At 62.3% G+C, this 18,968-nt stretch carries 20 protein-coding genes; 5 read left to right on the top strand and 15 right to left on the bottom strand.

Going from position 1 to position 18,968, the window contains the following annotated elements:
- Nucleotides 1–37 precede the first annotated feature (37 nt).
- From P6U27_RS08185 to P6U27_RS08170, 4 genes are all read right to left on the bottom strand, one after another.
- Nucleotides 38–322, bottom strand: coding sequence for a hypothetical protein (locus tag P6U27_RS08185; protein ID WP_122401727.1), 285 nt, complete (start codon nt 320–322; stop codon nt 38–40).
- A complete protein-coding gene (locus P6U27_RS08180; RefSeq protein ID WP_122406480.1) occupies nt 319–1,104 on the bottom strand; it encodes a DUF2092 domain-containing protein in 786 nt (261 codons plus the stop codon). The genes P6U27_RS08185 and P6U27_RS08180 overlap by 4 nt, the downstream gene beginning before the upstream one ends.
- A 178-nt stretch (nt 1,105–1,282) precedes the next feature.
- Nucleotides 1,283–2,518, bottom strand: coding sequence for an HlyD family secretion protein (locus P6U27_RS08175; RefSeq protein WP_122401726.1), 1,236 nt, complete (start codon nt 2,516–2,518; stop codon nt 1,283–1,285).
- Entirely contained in the window at nt 2,511–2,936 is a 426-nt protein-coding gene (locus tag P6U27_RS08170; protein ID WP_122406479.1) for a hypothetical protein, read from the bottom strand. Before P6U27_RS08170 ends, P6U27_RS08175 begins: the two co-directional genes overlap by 8 nt.
- 163 nt (nt 2,937–3,099) lie before the next feature.
- Between P6U27_RS08170 and P6U27_RS08165 the strand changes: the two genes are divergently transcribed.
- Nucleotides 3,100–3,552 carry a hypothetical protein gene (locus tag P6U27_RS08165; RefSeq protein ID WP_025035470.1) on the top strand — a complete coding sequence of 151 codons (453 nt, stop codon included), beginning with the start codon at nt 3,100–3,102 and terminating at the stop codon, nt 3,550–3,552.
- Nucleotides 3,553–3,568: 16 nt separating this feature from the next.
- A complete protein-coding gene (ppk2, locus tag P6U27_RS08160) occupies nt 3,569–4,369 on the top strand; it encodes a polyphosphate kinase 2 (RefSeq protein WP_122401725.1) in 801 nt (266 codons plus the stop codon).
- 42 nt (nt 4,370–4,411) lie between these two features.
- Here ppk2 and P6U27_RS08155 read toward each other — a convergent pair whose 3' ends face one another.
- From P6U27_RS08155 to P6U27_RS08130, 6 genes are all read right to left on the bottom strand, one after another.
- Entirely contained in the window at nt 4,412–4,861 is a 450-nt protein-coding gene (locus P6U27_RS08155; RefSeq protein WP_122401724.1) for a hypothetical protein, read from the bottom strand.
- A 189-nt stretch (nt 4,862–5,050) separates the two neighbouring features.
- Nucleotides 5,051–5,491, bottom strand: coding sequence for a hypothetical protein (locus P6U27_RS08150; protein ID WP_122401723.1), 441 nt, complete (start codon nt 5,489–5,491; stop codon nt 5,051–5,053).
- A 17-nt stretch (nt 5,492–5,508) separates the two neighbouring features.
- A complete protein-coding gene (locus P6U27_RS08145; RefSeq protein WP_122401722.1) occupies nt 5,509–7,209 on the bottom strand; it encodes an aspartate:alanine exchanger family transporter in 1,701 nt (566 codons plus the stop codon).
- A gap of 17 nt (nt 7,210–7,226) precedes the next feature.
- Nucleotides 7,227–9,977, bottom strand: coding sequence for a decarboxylase (locus tag P6U27_RS08140; RefSeq protein WP_122401721.1), 2,751 nt, complete (start codon nt 9,975–9,977; stop codon nt 7,227–7,229).
- Nucleotides 9,978–10,110: 133 nt separating this feature from the next.
- The gene (locus P6U27_RS08135; protein ID WP_122401720.1) at nt 10,111–11,814 is read right to left on the bottom strand and encodes a SulP family inorganic anion transporter; all 1,704 of its coding nucleotides are present in this window, start codon (nt 11,812–11,814) and stop codon (nt 10,111–10,113) included.
- On the bottom strand, nt 11,811–12,491 hold the full coding sequence (locus P6U27_RS08130; RefSeq protein ID WP_129144700.1) for a YoaK family protein: 681 nt from the start codon (nt 12,489–12,491) through the stop codon (nt 11,811–11,813). The genes P6U27_RS08135 and P6U27_RS08130 overlap by 4 nt, the downstream gene beginning before the upstream one ends.
- Nucleotides 12,492–12,803: 312 nt before the next feature.
- On the opposite strand from P6U27_RS08130, the gene P6U27_RS08125 reads away from it, so the two are divergent.
- Together P6U27_RS08125 and P6U27_RS08120 are read left to right on the top strand one after the other, a co-directional pair.
- On the top strand, nt 12,804–13,688 hold the full coding sequence (locus P6U27_RS08125; RefSeq protein WP_129144678.1) for a S9 family peptidase: 885 nt from the start codon (nt 12,804–12,806) through the stop codon (nt 13,686–13,688).
- 24 nt (nt 13,689–13,712) lie between these two features.
- Nucleotides 13,713–14,294 carry an invasion associated locus B family protein gene (locus P6U27_RS08120; RefSeq protein WP_122401718.1) on the top strand — a complete coding sequence of 194 codons (582 nt, stop codon included), beginning with the start codon at nt 13,713–13,715 and terminating at the stop codon, nt 14,292–14,294.
- An 86-nt stretch (nt 14,295–14,380) separates the two neighbouring features.
- Here the strand turns inward: P6U27_RS08120 and P6U27_RS08115 are convergent, their stop codons facing one another.
- Complete coding sequence (locus tag P6U27_RS08115) at nt 14,381–14,620, bottom strand: response regulator (RefSeq protein WP_312016197.1); 240 nt, start codon at nt 14,618–14,620, stop codon at nt 14,381–14,383.
- 200 nt (nt 14,621–14,820) lie between these two features.
- Nucleotides 14,821–15,444: a response regulator transcription factor gene (locus P6U27_RS08110; protein ID WP_129144679.1), complete on the bottom strand. Its 624-nt coding sequence runs from the start codon at nt 15,442–15,444 to the stop codon at nt 14,821–14,823.
- A gap of 306 nt (nt 15,445–15,750) precedes the next feature.
- On the opposite strand from P6U27_RS08110, the gene P6U27_RS08105 reads away from it, so the two are divergent.
- The gene (locus P6U27_RS08105; RefSeq protein ID WP_122406478.1) at nt 15,751–16,434 is read left to right on the top strand and encodes a helix-turn-helix domain-containing protein; all 684 of its coding nucleotides are present in this window, start codon (nt 15,751–15,753) and stop codon (nt 16,432–16,434) included.
- A 58-nt stretch (nt 16,435–16,492) separates the two neighbouring features.
- Here P6U27_RS08105 and P6U27_RS08100 read toward each other — a convergent pair whose 3' ends face one another.
- The 3 genes from P6U27_RS08100 to P6U27_RS08090 all read right to left on the bottom strand — a co-directional run bounded on the left by P6U27_RS08100 (nt 16,493) and on the right by P6U27_RS08090 (nt 18,955).
- The gene (locus tag P6U27_RS08100) at nt 16,493–16,813 is read right to left on the bottom strand and encodes a potassium channel family protein (RefSeq protein WP_312016196.1); all 321 of its coding nucleotides are present in this window, start codon (nt 16,811–16,813) and stop codon (nt 16,493–16,495) included.
- A gap of 242 nt (nt 16,814–17,055) precedes the next feature.
- Nucleotides 17,056–18,180 carry an AI-2E family transporter gene (locus tag P6U27_RS08095; RefSeq protein ID WP_122401715.1) on the bottom strand — a complete coding sequence of 375 codons (1,125 nt, stop codon included), beginning with the start codon at nt 18,178–18,180 and terminating at the stop codon, nt 17,056–17,058.
- A gap of 544 nt (nt 18,181–18,724) precedes the next feature.
- Nucleotides 18,725–18,955: a hypothetical protein gene (locus P6U27_RS08090; protein ID WP_122401714.1), complete on the bottom strand. Its 231-nt coding sequence runs from the start codon at nt 18,953–18,955 to the stop codon at nt 18,725–18,727.
- Between the last annotated feature and the right edge of the window lie 13 nt (nt 18,956–18,968).

Genomic DNA, 18,968 nt, shown 5'->3' with positions numbered 1-18,968 from the left:
GCCGGGATCGCACCAAACGGACAGCCCCCGGGAAGCCTCAGCAGCGCGTGACGACGCGGCCATAGGCGTCCACGACCTGCGCGCAGGAGGGCGCATAATAGGCGCCGGCGGCTCCCGCCGCGGCGCCAACCGCAACCGCTCGGCGTGTTGTTCGACGCGCGACGCCGGCATAGCTCATGGGCGTGAGCGGGCGTCCAACCCTCGCCTGCGCTTCCGAAAGGAAGCTGCTCTCGCCGATGCCAGGTGCACCATTCCAGGACAGTCCGGCGGCAAAGGCGACCATCGCGGCCGCGCCGATCAAAGTCTTTCGCAGCATGATCATTTCTTGGCTCCTGTCGGTGTGCCCGGGGGAAGTTCGTCGAATTCCGCCATCGCGACCGAGTTGATGTCGATCCTGGTGGCGCCGGCCGGTGGCTTGAACACGAAGGTGTCCTCGGCAAATGCGTCGGTCTTCCAGTCCCTGATCCGCAACGTGTACTGCGGTGCGCCCGTCACCGTCTTGCTGGTGATCACGTATTTGCGCGGCACCGGCTTGGCGCCCGTCTCGATCCAGATCTGCCAATCGGTGTCGGGCGTGCGAAATGCGAGATGCTCGCACTCGACGCCGTCGACCACACCCTGCCCGATATGCTTCCCGTCGGTGGCCGTACCCATCAGTTCCTCGAATGCGTTGGTGAGCAGCAGATCGGTGCCGGGCATGCCGAGCCCGGAATGGGCCTGCATCTCGCCGATCATCTGGTCCACCGTGCCCGCCATCTCGGCCTGCATGTAGGATTTGGCGTCGTTGCCGTAGAGCGAGAGCGTCTTGCCGTCATAAACCAGCTCGACATCCGCATAGCCGCCGGTGCGCCTGACGCGGAGCTTGTCGGGCCTGCCCAGCTTGACCTGTCCGGAGCTCGCGAACTGGATCTTCTGAAGTTCGGGCGTGATGATCTCGATGTCGCTGTCGAACGAGGCGGACAGGGTGTTCTGGCTGGTCAGATAGTCCGTCATCGATTTCAGGATCTTGGCCGGATCATCGGCGTGCGCGGGCGAGGCCGCCGCCAGCAACAGAGCCGTGCCGAAGCCAGACAATGTGGTACGAAGGGTTGGTGTTGATCTCATCTCATATCCTCCTCGGATGAAGGACATTGAGATGCGCCGGCGATCGTCTTGCTTGACATGCGTCAATGCTTGCACACTCGCCGCGAGAATTCCGACCGCGCGGACCAGCGCAGGCGACCGAAACGGCAGGCGAGGACGAATTTCGGCGAACTCGCCTTGTCCGTCCTCCTCTTGCGATTCAATGGCCGCCGCTCAGCACGAGTGTCTGGATCGGCAGCAACAAGGCCTGAATGCGCAGCAGCAGCGCATGGACGAGGCCGACGGCGTCCACGACGTGCAGCGCGATCTTCCGGCTGGTCGGGGTGTCCTTGGCCGAGATCTCCTCGTGGTTGCTGGTGTAGGCATTGACGATGCAGCTCGAGCCCGGTGTGACACCGTCGAGGCCGCCTTTGTAAAGCGGCTCCAGAAAGACCAGGATCGTGCCGGGGCGGACGACATTCTGCGGATCGATTAGCTGCTCGCCGGAGCGAAACTGCCCCGCCGCGATGTAGTCCTGCACCGTCGTGATCACCATCGGGATGATCACCCAGGGCTTCGAGATGCAGGTCGCTTCCGCTATCATGCCCTCCTTCATGACCTGCGCCTCGATCTGGCCGAAACCGGCCTGAAGCGCCTTGCGGCCCGCTCCCTCCGGAACGAGAACGCCGGCGGGGCGCATCAGCTGGTTGACGACGTCGCCGGGGCGAACCAGGAACTGCTCGACCCGGCCATCGACGCCGGCACGCACAAACGTCTTGTCGAGCTCGACCTGTGCCTGGTCGAGCGCGGCTTCGGCGCTGGCCTTTTGGGCCGGCAGCAGAACTGAGACCTGCAGGGAGGCCGACTGCTTCGCCGCCGTCGCGGCGTCGATGCCGGACTGTCGCTGATCGACCAGCACCTGGAGCTTGTCGATGTCACGCTGCGGAACAATGCCGGGGTTGCGACGCTGGAGCTCGGTCTTGACCTCGAGCTCGTCCTTCGCCTGCTGGTGGTTCGCTTTCGCCTCCCCGAGCTGCGCCTCGGCCTTGACCACGTCAGCCTGCGCGGTCTGCATGGCGGCATCGACCTCCGCGACTTTGCGCTTGGCCGTTTCGACGGCGGCCTGCTGCTTGGAGCTGTCGAGCGTGAACAGCACGTCGCCCTTCTTGACCGGCGCGCTGAAGCCGATCTTTACCTCGGCGACACGGCCCGAGCCTTCAGGCAGAATCGGCACTGTGCGGAAGTACAGCGTCGCCGACGACGTCGCCGGATGGAAGTAGAAGATCATGGTGATGAGCGAGACCGTCAGCATCAGGCAGGCGGTGATGCCCCAGCGCAGCTCGTACCAGACTGAAAAGAAGGTGATTTCCTTGCCGAAGCGCTTGCCCTGAGCGTAGCGACGGTAGAGGTAGTCCGGGAGGATCGTGACCAGGGAGCAGATCAGCAGCTCAAGCATGACTGTGCTCCCTCTCCTTGGCAGGTCCCGGCTTGTCAGAAGGAGATGGCGCGGCTGCTGCCTCTGGCTGGATTTCTCTCGCATCGGCGGACGGCGTGGCGTCGGCGATCTTCTCGACGGATCCGGCGATGCTGCGCAGCGGCGTGCCAAAATCCGGAAGATCGATCAGCGCGAGGAGCAGGCCGGCGACCCAGAAGATGTGCATGTGCGTGAACAGCGAGATCAGGCCGAGCACCGCAACGAGCTCGAACTGCAATTTCTGCGATTTGTGCGCCATCCGCTCGGGCAGGCTGTGCAGTTTCCAATAGAGCGTGCCGACCCAGAGCACGGCCCCGATCAGGAATACGCCCATCACCACCATCAGCGTATCGGTCCCGCTCCCCGGTGCGAGATAGAACGGCAGATGATGAGGTGCCATCGGATGAAGCTGCTCGCTCAAAGGTCTCTCCCGGTCAAAACGTGCATGTGCAGCACTGTGTTCGGGTATGTTCGCGTTTGTTTGATTTGAGTCAAGGGAGCGCGTTTGGGGCGACCTAGCGTCTGCTGCATGCCGATCGCATAATCATGAGGAGCCGCCCGCCATGCCCGGCCTAGACGATCTCATCCCCAGCGCCGCCCAGATTCGTAAGGAAGCAGCCCTCAAGGAGGCCGAAAAGGCGGATGAATATGTGCGCCTTGCCGCTGCGGCCGAGGCCGAGAAGCGCGCCCTGATCGAGCGCTTGAGCAAGCCGTCGGGCAAGACCGAGGAGGAGAAGATCAAGCTCGCCTCGACCATTATCCAGCGCGCGGTGCGCAACGGCCTCACGGAAGTGCTGGTCTATCGCTTCCCGAATTCGCTGTGCACTGACAAGGGCCGCGCCATCAATCAGATGGAGAAGGGCTGGGAGAACACCCTGACCGGCATCCCCAAGGAAATCTTCCAGCTCTGGACCGATTACCTGAAACCGCGCGGCTATCGCATCGCCTATCAGATCATCGATTTTCCCGGCGGCGTGCCCGGCGACATCGGGGTGACCATATCCTGGGACGATTAGCAACGGAAGGATCGGGATGGCCAAGGACGCAGCTGCGGAGCGGATGAAGCGGAAGGATTACGAGAAGGAGCTCGAGAAGCTTCAGGTCGAACTGTGCCACCTCCAGGACTACGTGCGGGAAAACAAGCTCCGGGTCATCATCCTGTTCGAGGGCCGGGACGCCGCCGGCAAGGGCGGGACCATCAAGGCGATCACCGAGAAGGTCAGCCCGCGCGTGTTCCGGGTCGTCGCCCTCCCTGCGCCATCCGACCGCGAGAAGACGCAATTGTTCTTCCAGCGCTATATGGAGCGATTTCCGGCCGGCGGCGAGATCGTGATCTTCGACCGGAGCTGGTACAACCGCGCCGGCGTCGAATACGTCATGGGCTTCTGCACCCCTGCCGAGCACGAGCGCTTCCTCAACCTGTGCCCGCAGATGGAGAAATACGTCATCGACGGCGGCATCATCCTGATCAAGATCTGGCTCGAGGTCGGGATGGACGAGCAGGAGCGCCGCTTCAAGGCCCGCATCGACGACCCGGTCCGGCAGTGGAAGCTCAGTCCGATGGACCTGGAATCCTTCCGCCGATGGTACGACTATTCGCGCGCGCGCGACCTGATGCTGAAGAAGACCAGCACGAAGGATGCGCCCTGGTACATCGTCCGCTCTGACGACAAACGAAGGGCGCGGCTGAACTGCATCGCCCACCTTCTCGGCGCCATCCCCTACAAGCGCATCAAGAAGGACAAGATCAAGCTGCCGAACCGCTCCGACAAGGGACGCTACAACGACCAGGTCAGCCTCAAGGAAATGAATTTCGTCGCGCAGCGCTATTGAGCAGCATCAGGCCGCTAGGGGCCTGATGCTGCCGCCGATCGCTCAATAGCGATACGGGTTTTGGTGCGGGCAGACCCAATTGCCGTAGGTGTCCTGATAACAGCCATTGTTGTAGTAGCCGTAAGCGCCGTAAGCGCCCGCTGCTGCGGCCCCAACCGCGGCGGCGCCATAGGCCGCGCGGCCCCAGCCGTAACCAGGACGATATCCCGGATAACCGGCGACGGGACGGCCCGGGCGACCTGCGACTGGATAGCGGCCGGGACGACCGGCTATCGGATGAGCAGGGCGCGCACCTCTGGCGACGCGATGCCCGCCATGGATGCGGCCAGCATGAACAGCACCACCGCGGAAACCTCCGCCATGAAAGCCGCCTGCACGCGCTCCGCCGCCATGAAAGCCGCCACCACCGCGACGAGCGAAAGCATCGTCGGGAACGAGGCTGACGGTGAGCAGGACAAAGACCGCAAGAGCAGCCAGAAGATAACGAAGCATGGCATCTCCTCCTATGATCGGGGTGCCATCACTCGGTCTTGGATGATGCCGCCGCACGACCGCGATAGGCACCCGATGGTAAGGTCGGGTACCGATCCGAATTTGAGCTTGACTTAAATCAACAAGACGACGGCTTTGTGAGGTGGGCTCCTGCAGCGCGCGCGTGAACACGCGCGCTGCGTGGCCCCTTCAACTCGATTTCAGGCGGATTGTGACGCCGCCGACGGCAGCCGATACTTCCGCGCCGACCCGCGGGCCGCTGAGCTGGAGGATCACGCCATTGCTGTTCTGCAACTGAACCGCGCCAGCACCTGCGGCGACTGCCCCACCTGCTCCTCCCACGGCATAAGTGCCTTCAATGGATGCCGGCCCCTTCAAATTGAGGGCGCGGCCGACGAACTTCGTGGTCGACGCCCCGATGGTGAGGCCTACGCTCATGCCAGACACCGTGAACGGATATTTCTTGCCCCGGTAGAGCAGAACGCCCTCTCCGCCACCGGCGCCGATGATGAAGCCACCCTTGGTGAAGACGACCGCAACCTGGCCGGTATCGGCACGGGCCGGCGTGTTGAAGCCGGCAACGGTTGCGAGCGAGGCGACCAGGACGGCGCCGAAGGTCAGTTTTCTCATGACGTGTCTTCCCCTTATTATTGAGCCAGGATCATCGCGAAGTAACCGAAGATGGTGAGAAGGATGCCCGAAACGGCATAGCCGACCGGGAATCCGATCCAGGGCACGGAGCTCTGGATCTCGACCGCAGCCTCGCGGCACGGGCCGGAATGCGAGCGCGCGCCGGCAACGCCGCCCATCAGCACCGCCGGATTGATCTTGAAGACGTGGAATCCGATCGCCCAGACGATGAACGGCGGGATCGTGCACGCGATGAAGCCGACGATGAAGATCTTCAGGGCGACCGCGCCGGTGAGCTGGGCCAACAGGCCTGCGCCGGCATTGACGCCGACGATCGCGACGAACACGACGAGGCCGAGATCCTCGAGTACGTTTCGCGCCGCATTCGGCGTATTGCCGAAGAAGCGCAGACGCGACACGATCGAGGACACAATCACGCCGGACAGCAAGAGGCCGCCGGCATTGCCGAGGCCGACCTTGGCCCCGAACGCGGGGAATTCGACCATGCCGATCAGGAAGCCAAGGATCATGCCGACAGACAGAGTCAGCAGGTCGGTCGAGGTGTTGGCGCGCGCGATGCGCCCCCACATCTCGCCGAGCTCGTTGACCGCCGACTTCAGGCCGACCACCGAGACGATGTCCATGCGTTCCAGCTTGGTCTTGAGACCGGCCGGGATCTGCACGCCGCCCCGTTCGACCTTGGTGACCTGCAGCTGGCCGGCGATAGCCGTGTCGCGGAAGGATTCGAAGGTACGCCCGACGACGTCCTTGTTGAAGACGACGATTTCAGCCTGGTCCATGGGTATACCGAGCGTCTTGGCATCGACGACTTCCGGACCAATCAGGCCCATCTTCTCGGTCAGATGCTCGGTCGATCCGCCCAGCGCGACGATATCGCCCTTCTGCAGCACGAGATCAGGATCAGCGCCCTGCGGCTCGCCCTTACGCCCCACATTGACGATCCGGTATTCCGGATTCATTGCGCGGAATTTGGCAATGCTCAACCCCACCGTCGCTGGATTCTCCAGCCGGTAGGCGCGCAGACCGAACTGACGGTAGCCGGTCAGGGCGCCGCCTTCGAGATCCTTGACGCCGAACTCCTGCTCGTACTTCTTCGCAGCGGCCTTGGCATCGACGCCCCACCAGCGCGGCAAATATTTGCAGATCAGGATGATGCCGACGGTGCCCCAGATATAGGTGATGCCGTAGGACAGAGCGATCATGCCGGACGCTTCCTCGGGCTTCATACCCTCAGGCAGCTTGACGACACCTGAGGTTACCGCCTGCTCGGCCGAGCCGATCGCCGCCGACATGGTCTGCGACCCCGCCAGCATGCCGCCGGCCGCACCGGGCGGCAACGCGAAGAGCTTCGCACCAAGCACGACCAGTGTCAGGCCCAGAATGCTGGACACGACCGCGAGGAACAGGAACTTGACGCCATCTCCCCTGAGGCTGTTGATGAAGGACGGACCGACGCGCAGACCTACACCGTACATGAAGAGATAGTAAAAGAGGCTCTTGGCGAAATTGTTCAGCTCCAGCTTCACGCCATAGCTGGATGCCCAGACCGAGATGCCCGCGCCGACCACGATGGCGCCAGCGACCATGCCGAGACCATAACCCTTGATGCTGGCCCGGCCGATATAGACGGCGAGACCGACCACGAAGAACAGCAGCAAATACGGGTACTGCTGCAAGAACTGAAAAAATGCCTGCATGTTCGTCCCCTCCCGCCCTATGACGCGGCCTTGAGCTTCGGCTGCGCGCTGGGCTTCGGCCTGCCGAGCTTGGCCAAGGCTTCCGTCCGTACGAGTTTCAGCCCTTCCTTGGCGTCGTAGCCATGGATCTCCTTCACATCGAGCTTGCGCATGAAGTCGATGGTCTCCTGGGTGATGACCTGGCCGGGCACCATGATCGGGAAGCCCGGCGGATACGGGATCACGAAGTTGGCCGAGACGAGCTCGGGACCGGCCTTCAGCCGCCGGTCGATCTCGGGGTCGTTGAGGCGAATGTGCTCGCAGCCGGCGACGTCATAGGCCGCGTAGAAGCCGCTGCGGATATCGCCTTCATTAGTCCTGGTGCCGGCATCGCCGCGGAAGCTCGGGTGGAAATGCGAGAAGTTCGGCAGGTCGGGCACGTCCTTCATGAGGCTCGTCACCCGTGCCTCGAAGGTCTTCCGCGCATTGGCGCCGCTGGCGAGGCCGCGGTCGATCTCGCCCGCGATCTCGGCGAGCACGCGGACGAGATGCGCGACATCGCTGCGGGTGTTGTTGATGTTGGACTGGACCAGGACCGAGTTGCGTGAGGTCTTGTTGACCTGGATGTTGTACTCGTTGGCGAGAATGCCCTTGAACTGCGTGCCGTCATAGCCGGCCATGCCGCACACCAGCGTCATGCGGGTCGGGTCGAGGCAGAACTCGTCCTCGTCCAGACTCCTCAGCGTATTCGCCCAATTGACGCCGGGGGCGAGGAAGTCGGTGAAGCCGCTCTGGCGGTACTGCGCCGGCACCATGGCGTCGGCGCCAAGGATGCGGAAATATTTCGAGATCAGCGGATTGTTGTTGACCGCCTGGCGGATCGCGAACGCGATCTCGATCGCGTTGGCGACGAGGCCATAGCCCTCCAACTCCATCTGCCGCCGCGAGATGTCGAGGCTGGCGATGAGCTGCTGGTTCGGACTGGTCGAGGCATGGGTGAACACCGCCTCCTTGAACTGCTGCTCGACGGTGTGGAATTCGACGTCCTTGACCGAAAGCATCGAGCCCTGGCGGATCGCCGACATCGACTTGTGGGTCGAGTTGGTCTGGTAGACGCGCAGCCGGATCTGTCTGGGGTCCGGGATCAGCCGGGTCTTGAGCAGCACCTCGTCGGACGGGTTCTTGCCGAGCTCGGCCTGCTGCTTCTCATAGACCGCGACCGACCTGGGATCGCGCATCCATGCCTCGATCTCGTTGGCGGCGCCAAGTCCGGTCCGGCGGCGCAGGAACGGCGAGAAGCGCGCGAAGCCGAACCAGGCTTCATCCCAGAGAAAGATCAGATCGGGCTTGATGGCGAGGCATTCCTCCATCACCCGTCTAGTGTTGTAGATATGGCCGTCGAAGGTACAGTTCGTCAGGTCGACCATCTTGACGCGGTCGAGCCGGCCGTCGGCCTTGGCGCCCAGCAGCGCCTGCTTGATCGTCTTCAGCGGCACCGCGCCATACATCGAATATTCCGTCATCGGGAAGGCTTCGACATAGAGCGGCTGCGCACCGGCAAGCACCATGCCGTAGTGATGCGACTTGTGGCAATTGCGATCGACGATCGCGATGTCGCCGGGCGCGAGCAGGGCCTGCACCGCCATCTTGTTCGACGTCGAGGTGCCGTTGGTGACGAAGAAGACGCGGTCGGCGCCGAGCGCCCTCGCCGCCTTCTCCTGCGCCTTCTTGATGGTGCCGGTCGGCTCCAGCATGCTGTCGAGGCCGCCGGTGGTGGCGCTGCTCTCGGCCAGGAACAGGTTCGGGCCGTAGAACTCGCCCATGTCCCGGATCCAGTCGGACTTGAAGATCGACTTGCCTCGGGCGATCGGCAGCGCGTGGAACGTGCCGATCGGACGCTGCGCATATTTCTTGAGATTGTCGAAGAACGGCGTGTCGTAGCGATCCTGGATGCCTTCGAGGATCGACAGATGCAGTTCCAGCAGTTCTTCAACGGAATAGAAGATGCGGCGGACCACATCCGCCTCGGGATTGCCTGCCAACTCTTCCACGTCCCGGTTCGAGATCATGTAAAGGTCGAGCTCGGGCCTGACGCGCTTGATGATCTGGGCGAGCCGGAGCGCCGAGGTGTCGGTTTCGTCGATGAGACCGGCCGAGGCCATGATCGAGCGCAACACCGGCGCATCGTGGCGCGAGCGCAGGCCGAAGCCCTCGTTGATGATGACTGCTCCGATGTTCGGATTGAGCATCGTCGCGCAGAAGGCGTCCTCCAGGCTGCCGACGATGACAGGTTCGTAGACGAAGGCATCGACCGGGCGCCGCAGCTTGCGCCATTCGGCGGCCAGGGCCGGCCACTGGCTCGATGATGCGCCGGTGACGATCAGGGTCTCGAAATACGGCCTACGCGCGCTGTGCGCGCCAAAGGCCGGCGGCACCAGCTCCGGCGCGTCAGCATTGCCGTCGTCCTTGGCGTTCCAGTCGCCGGCATGCTGGCGGAAGGATCGCGTCGCCAGCGCCTGGGCAATTCGCGTCGCAAGGGCGAACGATGACGCACCGTCGCCGGCGGCCGCAGCTTCCCGCAGCGCCGCCATGAGGTGCGGACCGGGATAGCCGTGAAATTCCTCGGTGATCGAAAGATCGGCCAGTGCCGCATCATAGGCCGCGCGATTGCCCACGCGCGCCCAGGTCTTTGCTGCCTCCACAAGGTCGCGCCAGTCGTCTGCCCGCGCGCCCGGGCCGGAAAAGAACTGGTCGATACGCTTCTGTGCGGGCTTGGTGTCTTTGGACATCTCTCTCTCCCGATCCTTTACCGAAGGTGATGCGGATCGTGGGAGCGGCGCGGGTCGTGCCATTGATCCAAGTCAACGGTCGCGTGCATTATGCGAGCCGATGCCGTGCCGTTCGCAGCGCAACACGAAGACATCAGGCCGTTCGTTGTGCGACGTTCGCCTGATCATCGCCGAGCAGGCTATCGAGCGACCGCAGCCACTGGGCGCTGTCGGTCTTATCCGCGAGCCCTTCGGCACGCAGAAGATCGCGGAGCTGCGCGTGCGCGCCGACGATGCAGAAGGTCACCCTGCGTGACGCAAGTTCGTCATGCAGCTCGTGCAGCATGCGTGCGCCCGCCAGATCGATATAGGGCGAGGCCGAGAGGTCGCAGGCCACCAGCCGGACGCCGGGCGACCTCCGGAGCGCGGTCAGGACGGTTTCCAGGATCGTCTCGGCATTGATGTAGAGCAGCGACGCTTCGGGCCGGAAAGCGATGATCCCGACCAGCGGCTCGATGCCCTCATGTCTCGCGCTATCCGAATAACGGCCGCTGCCGGGCAAGCGGCCGAGGAACGCGACATTGGGCTGCGAGGCCCGCGCCAGCAGCAGGAAGATCGAGGCGATCGACGCCAGCAGAACGCCCTGGAGGATGCCGAGCAACAAAACGGAGATCAGCGCAATCGCCGCCGCGTAGAAATCGATGCGGCTGACCTGCCACATTCGCAGCAGCGCTCGAACGTCGACCAGCCTGTAGACGGCAGCGATGACGATCGCCGCGAGCACCGCCTTCGGCAGGTTGGTCAGCAGCCCCGTGAAGAACAGCAGGCACAGCCCGAGCGCCACCGAGCAGATCATCAGCGCCAGCGGCGTCCGCGCACCGGCATTGTCGTTGACGGCCGATTGCGACAGGCCCCCCGCGACGGGATAGCCATGGCCAAAGGCAGCGGCGAGGTTCGCCGCGCCCAGTCCCAGGAACTCTTGGCGGACATCGAGCGGATAGCCATGCTTGGCGGCAAAGCTGCGGGCCGCCGATACGCCTTCGATATAGGCCAGCAGCACACAGCCTGCGGCGAGCGGGAACAGGTCGTCGAATTCCAGCAGGCCGAATGTCGGGATCGCCAGTGCCGGCAGCCCTTCCGGTATCTTCCCGGTGACGGGCACGCCGAGGGCTGGCAAGCCCAGGAGCGTTGCCAGAGCGATCGCGAGTGCCACGACGGTGATGCCAACGGGTTTTCCCGGCAAAAGCCGTTCGCCGAGCAGAAGCAACAGGAGCGCGACCGCGCCGATGCCCAGCACAAGCAGATCGATGCCGCCGAGCTGCCCGGACAGCTTGATGACGCGATCGAAGAAATTGTGCCCGCCCCCGGCGATGCCGAGCAGGCTCGGCAACTGACTCATGATGATAGTGAGCCCTGCCCCGGCCTTGAAGCCGACCAGGATGCTGTCGCTGACAAGGCGAACCAACACGCTGAGCTTGAACAGCCAGGCGATGAAGCACAACACCGCCACCGCAAAGGCCGCAAGGCTTGCGACCTGCGCATAGCGGACCGCATCGCCCCCGTCGAGGGCGCCGACGGTCCCGGCGATCATCAGGGAGATTGCCGAGGTCGGACCTATCGCGAGTTGGCGCGACGTTCCGAGCAAGGCATAACCGATGCCTCCGAGCATGTAACCATAGACGCCGATCTGCGGCGGCAAGCCGGCGAGCGCGGCATAGGCGAGCGAGACCGGGATGGCGTAGGCGGCGAGCGTGATGCCGGCGATCGCGTCGGATGGCAGCCATTCGCGTCGATAGGCCGCAAGCCATTCGGCCGGTGGAAAGAATCGCGTCCAGGTCGGAGCGGGTGGCCGGTTCATCGACGGTCCTCCGAACGGGACGCTTCGCAGCGCAGCAACACAATCAACAGCGCGACCACGGGCAGGCCCAACGCGAGATCGGGAATGTTCTTGGCGGCAAAAGCGCCGGCCGCGGCACCGAAGCCGAACACGGCACACAATGCGAAGAAAATGCCCGAGCGGCGCAGCGTTCCCAGTGGGGCGCTCCCTGCCGCGACCGCGAAGACGTTCTCGATGGCCTGACGCATATTGCCGGTGATCATCACCGTGCTGCATACCGTGCCTTCGACCTTGATGAACATTGTAGCCTGCATCGCCGCCACGACGGAAATACCGAGCGTTCCGGCCAGATCGGGCAACCGATTGTGCAGGATGCCGATCGCTACCAAGAGCAGGATCTCGATCAGCGTGCTGATCGCGCTGGCCCGCTCGCCCGCCACGCGGCGCAGCCAGGCCGCGATCACGATTCCGATCGCGAAAGCCAGGATTGGCGGCACGAACTGCAAGGCCTTAGCCCAGTTGCCGGCCATCCCATAGACCCAGAGGAAGATCAGATTGGCGGTCTGGGCATTCGCCATCACACCGTGGATGATCCAGGTATAGGCGTCGATGTAGCCGCCCGCGAAGGCGAGCAGCAAGACGATCCCGACCGTCTCGTCGCGGCGGATCGCGCCGGCTGCGACGTCCAAGGTACTCATGTCGGCATTACGGGCTGTCGCAAACATTTCATCGCGCCATAGGCATCGCCTCATCCCCGCTGAGGCTTGATCTGGATCAAGCAACATCCCGCCGTCGGCAATCAAATCACGCCAAAGCGCCGGGGAAATGCCATGGAAACCGTCGGGTGGATCATCGCCACCGCACCGGAAATTTTCCTGCACCGGCGCCTGCGACGTGGCCGAGAGTCAGACGCCGGTGCTCGCCGTGCCCTATGCGGTCGGCAATGTCGTGCTGACGGTGCTCGGTCCGATCGTGGTCGCCGCAACTTTTGAAGGTTGAGGGAGGTTGCGATGCGTTGTTTGCCTGCGATCCTCCGCTCTTTCGCGACCACCCTCCTCATCCTTCTTGTCTTCGCATCGTCTGCCCGCACGGAGGTCGAGGTTCGCATTCAGGAGGAGATCTGGGCCCTCCCGCTGCCGCTGCCCATGTTCGCCTATCTGGTACGCCCGGTCGGCGATGGTCCCTTCCCGCTCGTCATCATGAATCATGGCGTCTCGCTCAAGCCGACCGATCGGAGCTTCTTTCCCTTGGTCGAATTCCGCGATGCCGCCAAATGGTTCGCGACACGGGGCTACCTCGTGGTGGCTCCAGTCGGCACCGGCTATGGCGCAGCCGCAATCGACATTCCCGAGCGCGCACTGTTTGGCCCGTTCTTCTCCAAAGTCGGCAAGTGCACCAATCCTAACTTTCATGATGCGGGCCTTGCGGTCGCCCAGGTCGATCTTTGGATCATCGACTTTTTGGCCGCCGAAAAGCGGATCATCCCAAAGGACGTAATCGTGGTCGGGCAGTCCGCCGGCGGCTGGGCTTCCATCGCCTTATCGAGCGTGAACCCGCCGCAGGTGAAGGCGATCATCACGTTTGCTGCCGGCCGCGGCGGCCGTGTCGGAGGCAAGCCGAACAACAATTGCGCGCCCCACAAGCTGATCGAGGCCACCGCGGATTTCGGCCGCACATCGCGACTGCCGATGCTGTGGATCTACATCGAGAATGACACGTTCTTCGGACCCGATCTGTCGAAGCGCATGCATGCCGCCTTCACCGCCGCCGGCGGCCGGGCCGAGTATCATCTGATGCCGCCCTTCGGCAATGAGGGACATTTCTTCATCGGTTCGCCGGACGCGATTCCGCTCTGGTCACCCCTGGTTACGAAATTCCTCGATGCGCAGAAATGAGCTCATATCTCGGAGACCGCGACGATGCCTCGCCCTCTTGATTGCCTCTCTGGGCTGTTGATGATTGCAGTCGGGACCGCCACAAGCTCAACCCTGGCCGCGCCGGAGGCATCGCGAGCCGACAGGCCTGCCGAGGTCGCAACGCGCGGCCAGCGCGAAGCAAAGGATATCCGCTATGGCGACTGGCAGAAACTCTGCTTCAAGGCCGGCGGTGCGTCCACCCTGTGCCGAACCTCGATCACCGGCCAATTCGCAACCGGACAGACGGCCGTGCGCCTCGATCTGATCGAGCGGGAGGACGCTCCCACGGCCCGCCTGCAAATTTTCGTACCTGTGGGGATGTACTTGCAACAGCCGCCGAAATTGAGCGTCGACCATGGCGACGCCTTCCGCGTGCCCTATACTTGGTGTCTCACCAATCTATGCGTCGCCGCCGACGTAGCGGCGCCCCAAGTTATCAAAGAGATGGAAACCGGAAAGGCGCTTGTGCTCGAACTCATCGATTCGAATCTTCTTGCCGTTACGACTTCGATTCCGTTGGCGCAATTCGGCTCCGTCCACAAAGGTGCACCAACCAGAACGCTCGAGCAGTATATCGACGAATGATGACCAGAGTGGAGTTACGAAATACGGGCGCGCTCGACGGATTCGATCAACGACTGCGCCGCAAAGGGTTTGATCAAGTAGGCAATTCAGCCGGACGCAAGCGCAGCGGCACGGTTCGCAACGCAATCATTACCGGTTACATAGATTACGGGCGCGATGACGCCTTTCTCAGCCAGTCTTCGCCGCAGCTCGAGGCCGGACTTTGCGCCAAGATTGATGTCGAGAATGATGCAAATCGCGGTGTAGAACTTGCCATGTTCGAGCAAGGCACTCGCAGTGTCGAACAGCGTGGTGTCGAAACCGTGTCCTCGCAGAAGTCCGTCCATGCTGGCGCGCATGGACGCATCGTCGTCGACGACAAAGATGGACTCGCGTAAAGGCAAGGAGATCTGCCTTTCCCTAAGATTCGAAACTATTACGAGGGTGGGATACTGGATACGATTGCTCCGCATTTCCGGGCGGACATGGCCTCAGCATTATCCTTTGGGGCAGTCACAACGGGAACCGCACCGCTGTGACGATGCGGCTACTGGTCGTTCGGGTCGAGTATTCCGAGTCGCTCTGCAATCGAAACGAGTTCCGCCAGCGAATGAACCTGCATCTTCTCCATCACTTGATGGCGGTGCGCCTTCACTGTGCGTTCGGTGGTTCCGAGTTCACGTGCAATCTGCTTGTTGATCCGGCCGCGCACGATGAGATCAAACACCTGCCGCTCGCGCTGCGTCAGCGTGGCGAGATGACCCCGAAACGCATCAAGCCTGCTGCGTTCGGCGCGGGCCATTTTCTGGCGGGCCAACGCGCGCTCGATCGCGTCGAGCAGCTGCTCGGAGGAAATCGGTTTGGTCAGGAAGTCTTCCGCACCCGCCTTGATCGCGCGGACGGTGGTTGGCGTGTCGGCATGACCCGTCAGGAAGATGATGGGCAGCATCGAACCGGACGCGATCAAGCGGGCCTGCAGGTCCGGACCGCTCAGCCCCGGGATCCGGACGTCGAGCAGGATACAACCCGCCTGCTCGTCATCCGGCGCCGAATCCAGGAGTTCCAGTGCCGAGGCATAGGTCACGACCTCATATCCCGCGAGCTTCAGCCGGCGCTCAATCGCGGTCCGAAAGGACTTGTCGTCGTCAACAACGTGAACGAGGCCTGGCACCTTTTACCTGTTACCGAACTATTGATAGGCAGCGCTCGAACGGCGCTCTCATTCTCAAAATCATTTCACGTTCGAAAATGGGAAAGTCTGCTTCGCAATATGCCGCACCTTTCATCGCGGCAAGCTTCTCATCCCGCGCAGCAATCGCCAGTGCTGTCCTTTGGTACAATGCACCTTGGGACAATGGATTGAACTACCAACTTGATCGAAAATCAACCGTGGCGGGAGTGGGATAGCGCGGCGCATTTCCGGCTGAGATATTTTCATCCGACCGACCAATTCGGCGACAAGCTGAGGAGTTGGCCTATGTTTGTTCGCATCACAACGGATTCCGCCCTGCGCCCCAACACCCTCCGCGACCTCGGCATGACCGGCCATTCAAATGCGCTGGTCAATTTAAGCGAATTCTCCTACCGCAAGGGATCTGAGATTTACGGCGAGAAAGAGCCGGCCGAGTATGTTTACCAGGTCAAGTCCGGCGCGGTACGAAGTTACAAGCTGCTGTCGGATGGCCGCAGGCAGATCGGGGCATTTCACCTCGTTGGTGACATTTTCGGGCTTGAGAACGGCTGCGAGCACCGGTTCACGACCGAAGCGATCGTCGACACAACGGTGCGGCTGATCAAGCGACAAAGCCTTGAAACCGTGGCCGAGAGCGATGCCATGGTAGCCAGAAACCTGCTCAGCATGACCACGAGCAACCTCCAGCATGCGGAAGACCACATGCTGCTCCTCGGCCGCAAGACCTCCCTGGAGCGCGTCGCCGCATTCCTGATCGAAATGGACAAGCGCCTGACAGCCGCCGGCGTCATGGCGCTTCCAATGTCGCGGCGCGACATTGCCGATTATCTCGGCCTGACGCTGGAGACCGTCTCGCGCGCTCTGTCGCGGCTCCATGAACTCGGCGTTCTCGGCTTTGTCGGCAACACCCAACGCCAGATCATGCTGCTCGACCGACACCGGCTCGCCAGCCTCGATCTGCAGGCGTGAACCGGCGAAAGGCCGCTTTTCACCATCCACATGGTCGCGCTTGACGGAGGCGACAGCATCAGTTGCGTGGTAGACGCGGGCCAGGTGTTTCCGCGAGCCCGAGATGTTCGAGCGTCTTGAGCAAGACTTCGAACAGAATGGCGGCGGACCAGCCGAACAGAAGCACACCATTCATGGCGGTCAACGGGCCGATCAGCCGCCATTCGCGCACCGGCGTGATATCGCCGTAGCCAAGCGTGGTGTAGTTGACGAAAGCAAAGTAGAGCACGTCGCCGTCGGCGGCAGCGACCCCGACGACGAGATAGGTCGCCGCCCACACCAGAATTTCGAGCATGTGGGCGAACTTCAACACGACGGCAATCGCGATCATGACGCTCATGAGGTGCAGCCTCGGCCAAATGGTATGGCGCGGGACGGCACTGCGGGCAACGGCCACTGCAACCACTGTCACAAGCGCGTGGATCCCGGTATTGATCAAGCTGACCAACGTGCCGACAAGGAATTGGAGCATCATCGGAGTGAATCAAACCTCATTTCGATGGCCTCAGCCCCTTATGATCGACGACGCGGCACGCATGGACGGCAGTGATGTCGCGTCAATCGCCGCAGTTGACGGTTGATCTAGGTCACCCGTGCCTCGACGCCTTCTTTTGCCACAATCATCGCCTGATCAACCCGCGCTGACGCAGCGCGGTCAATCCCCATCCATGCCGTGGCAAGTTCCCAAGCCACCGACAGGATAATCGGCCCAATGAACAGGCCGATGATCCCATGCGCGAGCGTGCCACCAATGACCCCGATCAGGATCACGAGCGTCGGCGTGGTCAAGCCTCGCCCCATGAGAAGCGGCTTCAGAATGTTGTCGAGAAGACCAACGACGACGAGATAAATGGTCAGGAGCAGGGCTACGGTCACGTCCTTGTCCATCCATATCCAGATAATCACGGGAAGAAGAACGATAGCCCCGCCGATCTGAACGATCGATAGCAAGAGCACGATGATGGCGAGCAGCCCCGCACTTGCGATGCCAGCGAGCTTAAAACCAATGCCCGCCAGCAGGGCCTGCACGATGGCGACACCGATGACGCCCTGTGAGACCGCGCGTATGGTGGCGCCGGCGAGCTCGAGGAACTGCTCGCTTTGGTCGGGCACGATGCGCAACAGGAAGCCGCGGAGCGCGGCAACAAGCTGCGCGCCGTGCGGAAGCAGAAAGCCCGCGACGATCACCGAGAGCAGGAATTGCAGCATGCCAATTCCGGTGTTACCGGCAAACGACAACATCATCCCGGCAAGCGGCTTCAAGTACGGTGCCACCTCGCGCAACGCCGCGCGGATGTTCGTGTAGGCCTCGTTCCAGATCGCGTAGAGCTGAGGACCGATCAACGGCCAATTCCTGACCTGCTCCGGCGCCGCCTGAAGTACGAGATCGCCGCTGCCGATCTGGCCCGCAAGGTCGCGAATCCCTTCAACGGCACTCAGGCCCAGCCAGGCGGCGGGACCGATGACAATGCCCAGCGTGACCAGGGTGAGAACGGCCGAGGCCGTCCGGGGACGGCCGCCGAGGCGTCCGGCGAGCCAGGCGAAGACGGGATGAAACGCCACTGCCAGCACTGCGCTCCAGCACAAGATCGGCACGAAGGGGCGGATCACGATGAAGGTCCACAGGATCAGCAGCCCGAGCAGGCCGAGCCGAATCACAAACTGGACAATGTCCTCTGCGGACAGAAGCTGGCGAAGCGTCTTCAAGGCCGTTGCCCTCTGATCGACGGACGTACGCTGCAGAGTAGCTGGGGGGCCGCTCGCTTCGGAGGCTTGATCCAGATCAAGCCGGGCGCAGCCGATTGCAGGTCGGCGCAGATCGCACGGCGCACCACCACCGGCGAAGATCACTCGGTGCTGGTCTCAAGCACTTTGTGCCTTTCTCGGGAGCGCACCTTCTCGCGCTACGCACTTACGGCGCGATGAACCGTTCCTCCCACTTGAATCAATTGATGTCGGACGCTACAGATTTATCTCCCGGTATGCACGTCGTTCACACAAGGCCTTCTAACCGATTGAAAGACTTAAAACTCTCGGTCCAATCCATCATCGGAGCCACAGAAAAAGCCAACGTACGCACTCCAAACTAACCGAAATTGCACACGTTTGTACGAATTCGGCAAAAAAATAACCCCAGCAAGTCCTTCGGACTGCTGAGGTTATTTGCCAACTTGTTGCGGGCAGGCGCAACCACCGATACCGACATTCGGTCCAAGTTGCGCTCTACTGGACGAACAAACGACCTGCTGGCTCAAAGCTGTCCGTTGGACAGGCGCAATTCCTCGATGGCTCGGACGCAGATCTTGACGGGGTCCTTGAGGCCGGTCTGCCCGATCTCAATGATCTTCCTGGCTATCAATTCGGTGAGGGGATCGTTTCGATCCTGTACGCCAATCGTGCGGAGGGCCTGCTTATAAGCGGTGGAAAGCCGCGTGATCTCTTCGGGTCCGAGAGGTGAGTTTTGAAGTAACTGCTGGAGCAACGCATCTCGGCAT

The organism is Bradyrhizobium sp. STM 3566 (assembly GCF_045571445.1).
GTDB lineage: Bacteria > Pseudomonadota > Alphaproteobacteria > Rhizobiales > Xanthobacteraceae > Bradyrhizobium > Bradyrhizobium vignae.
The sequence above is the reverse complement of the archived record's forward strand: the minus strand, read 5'-3'. Positions and strand labels throughout refer to the sequence as shown.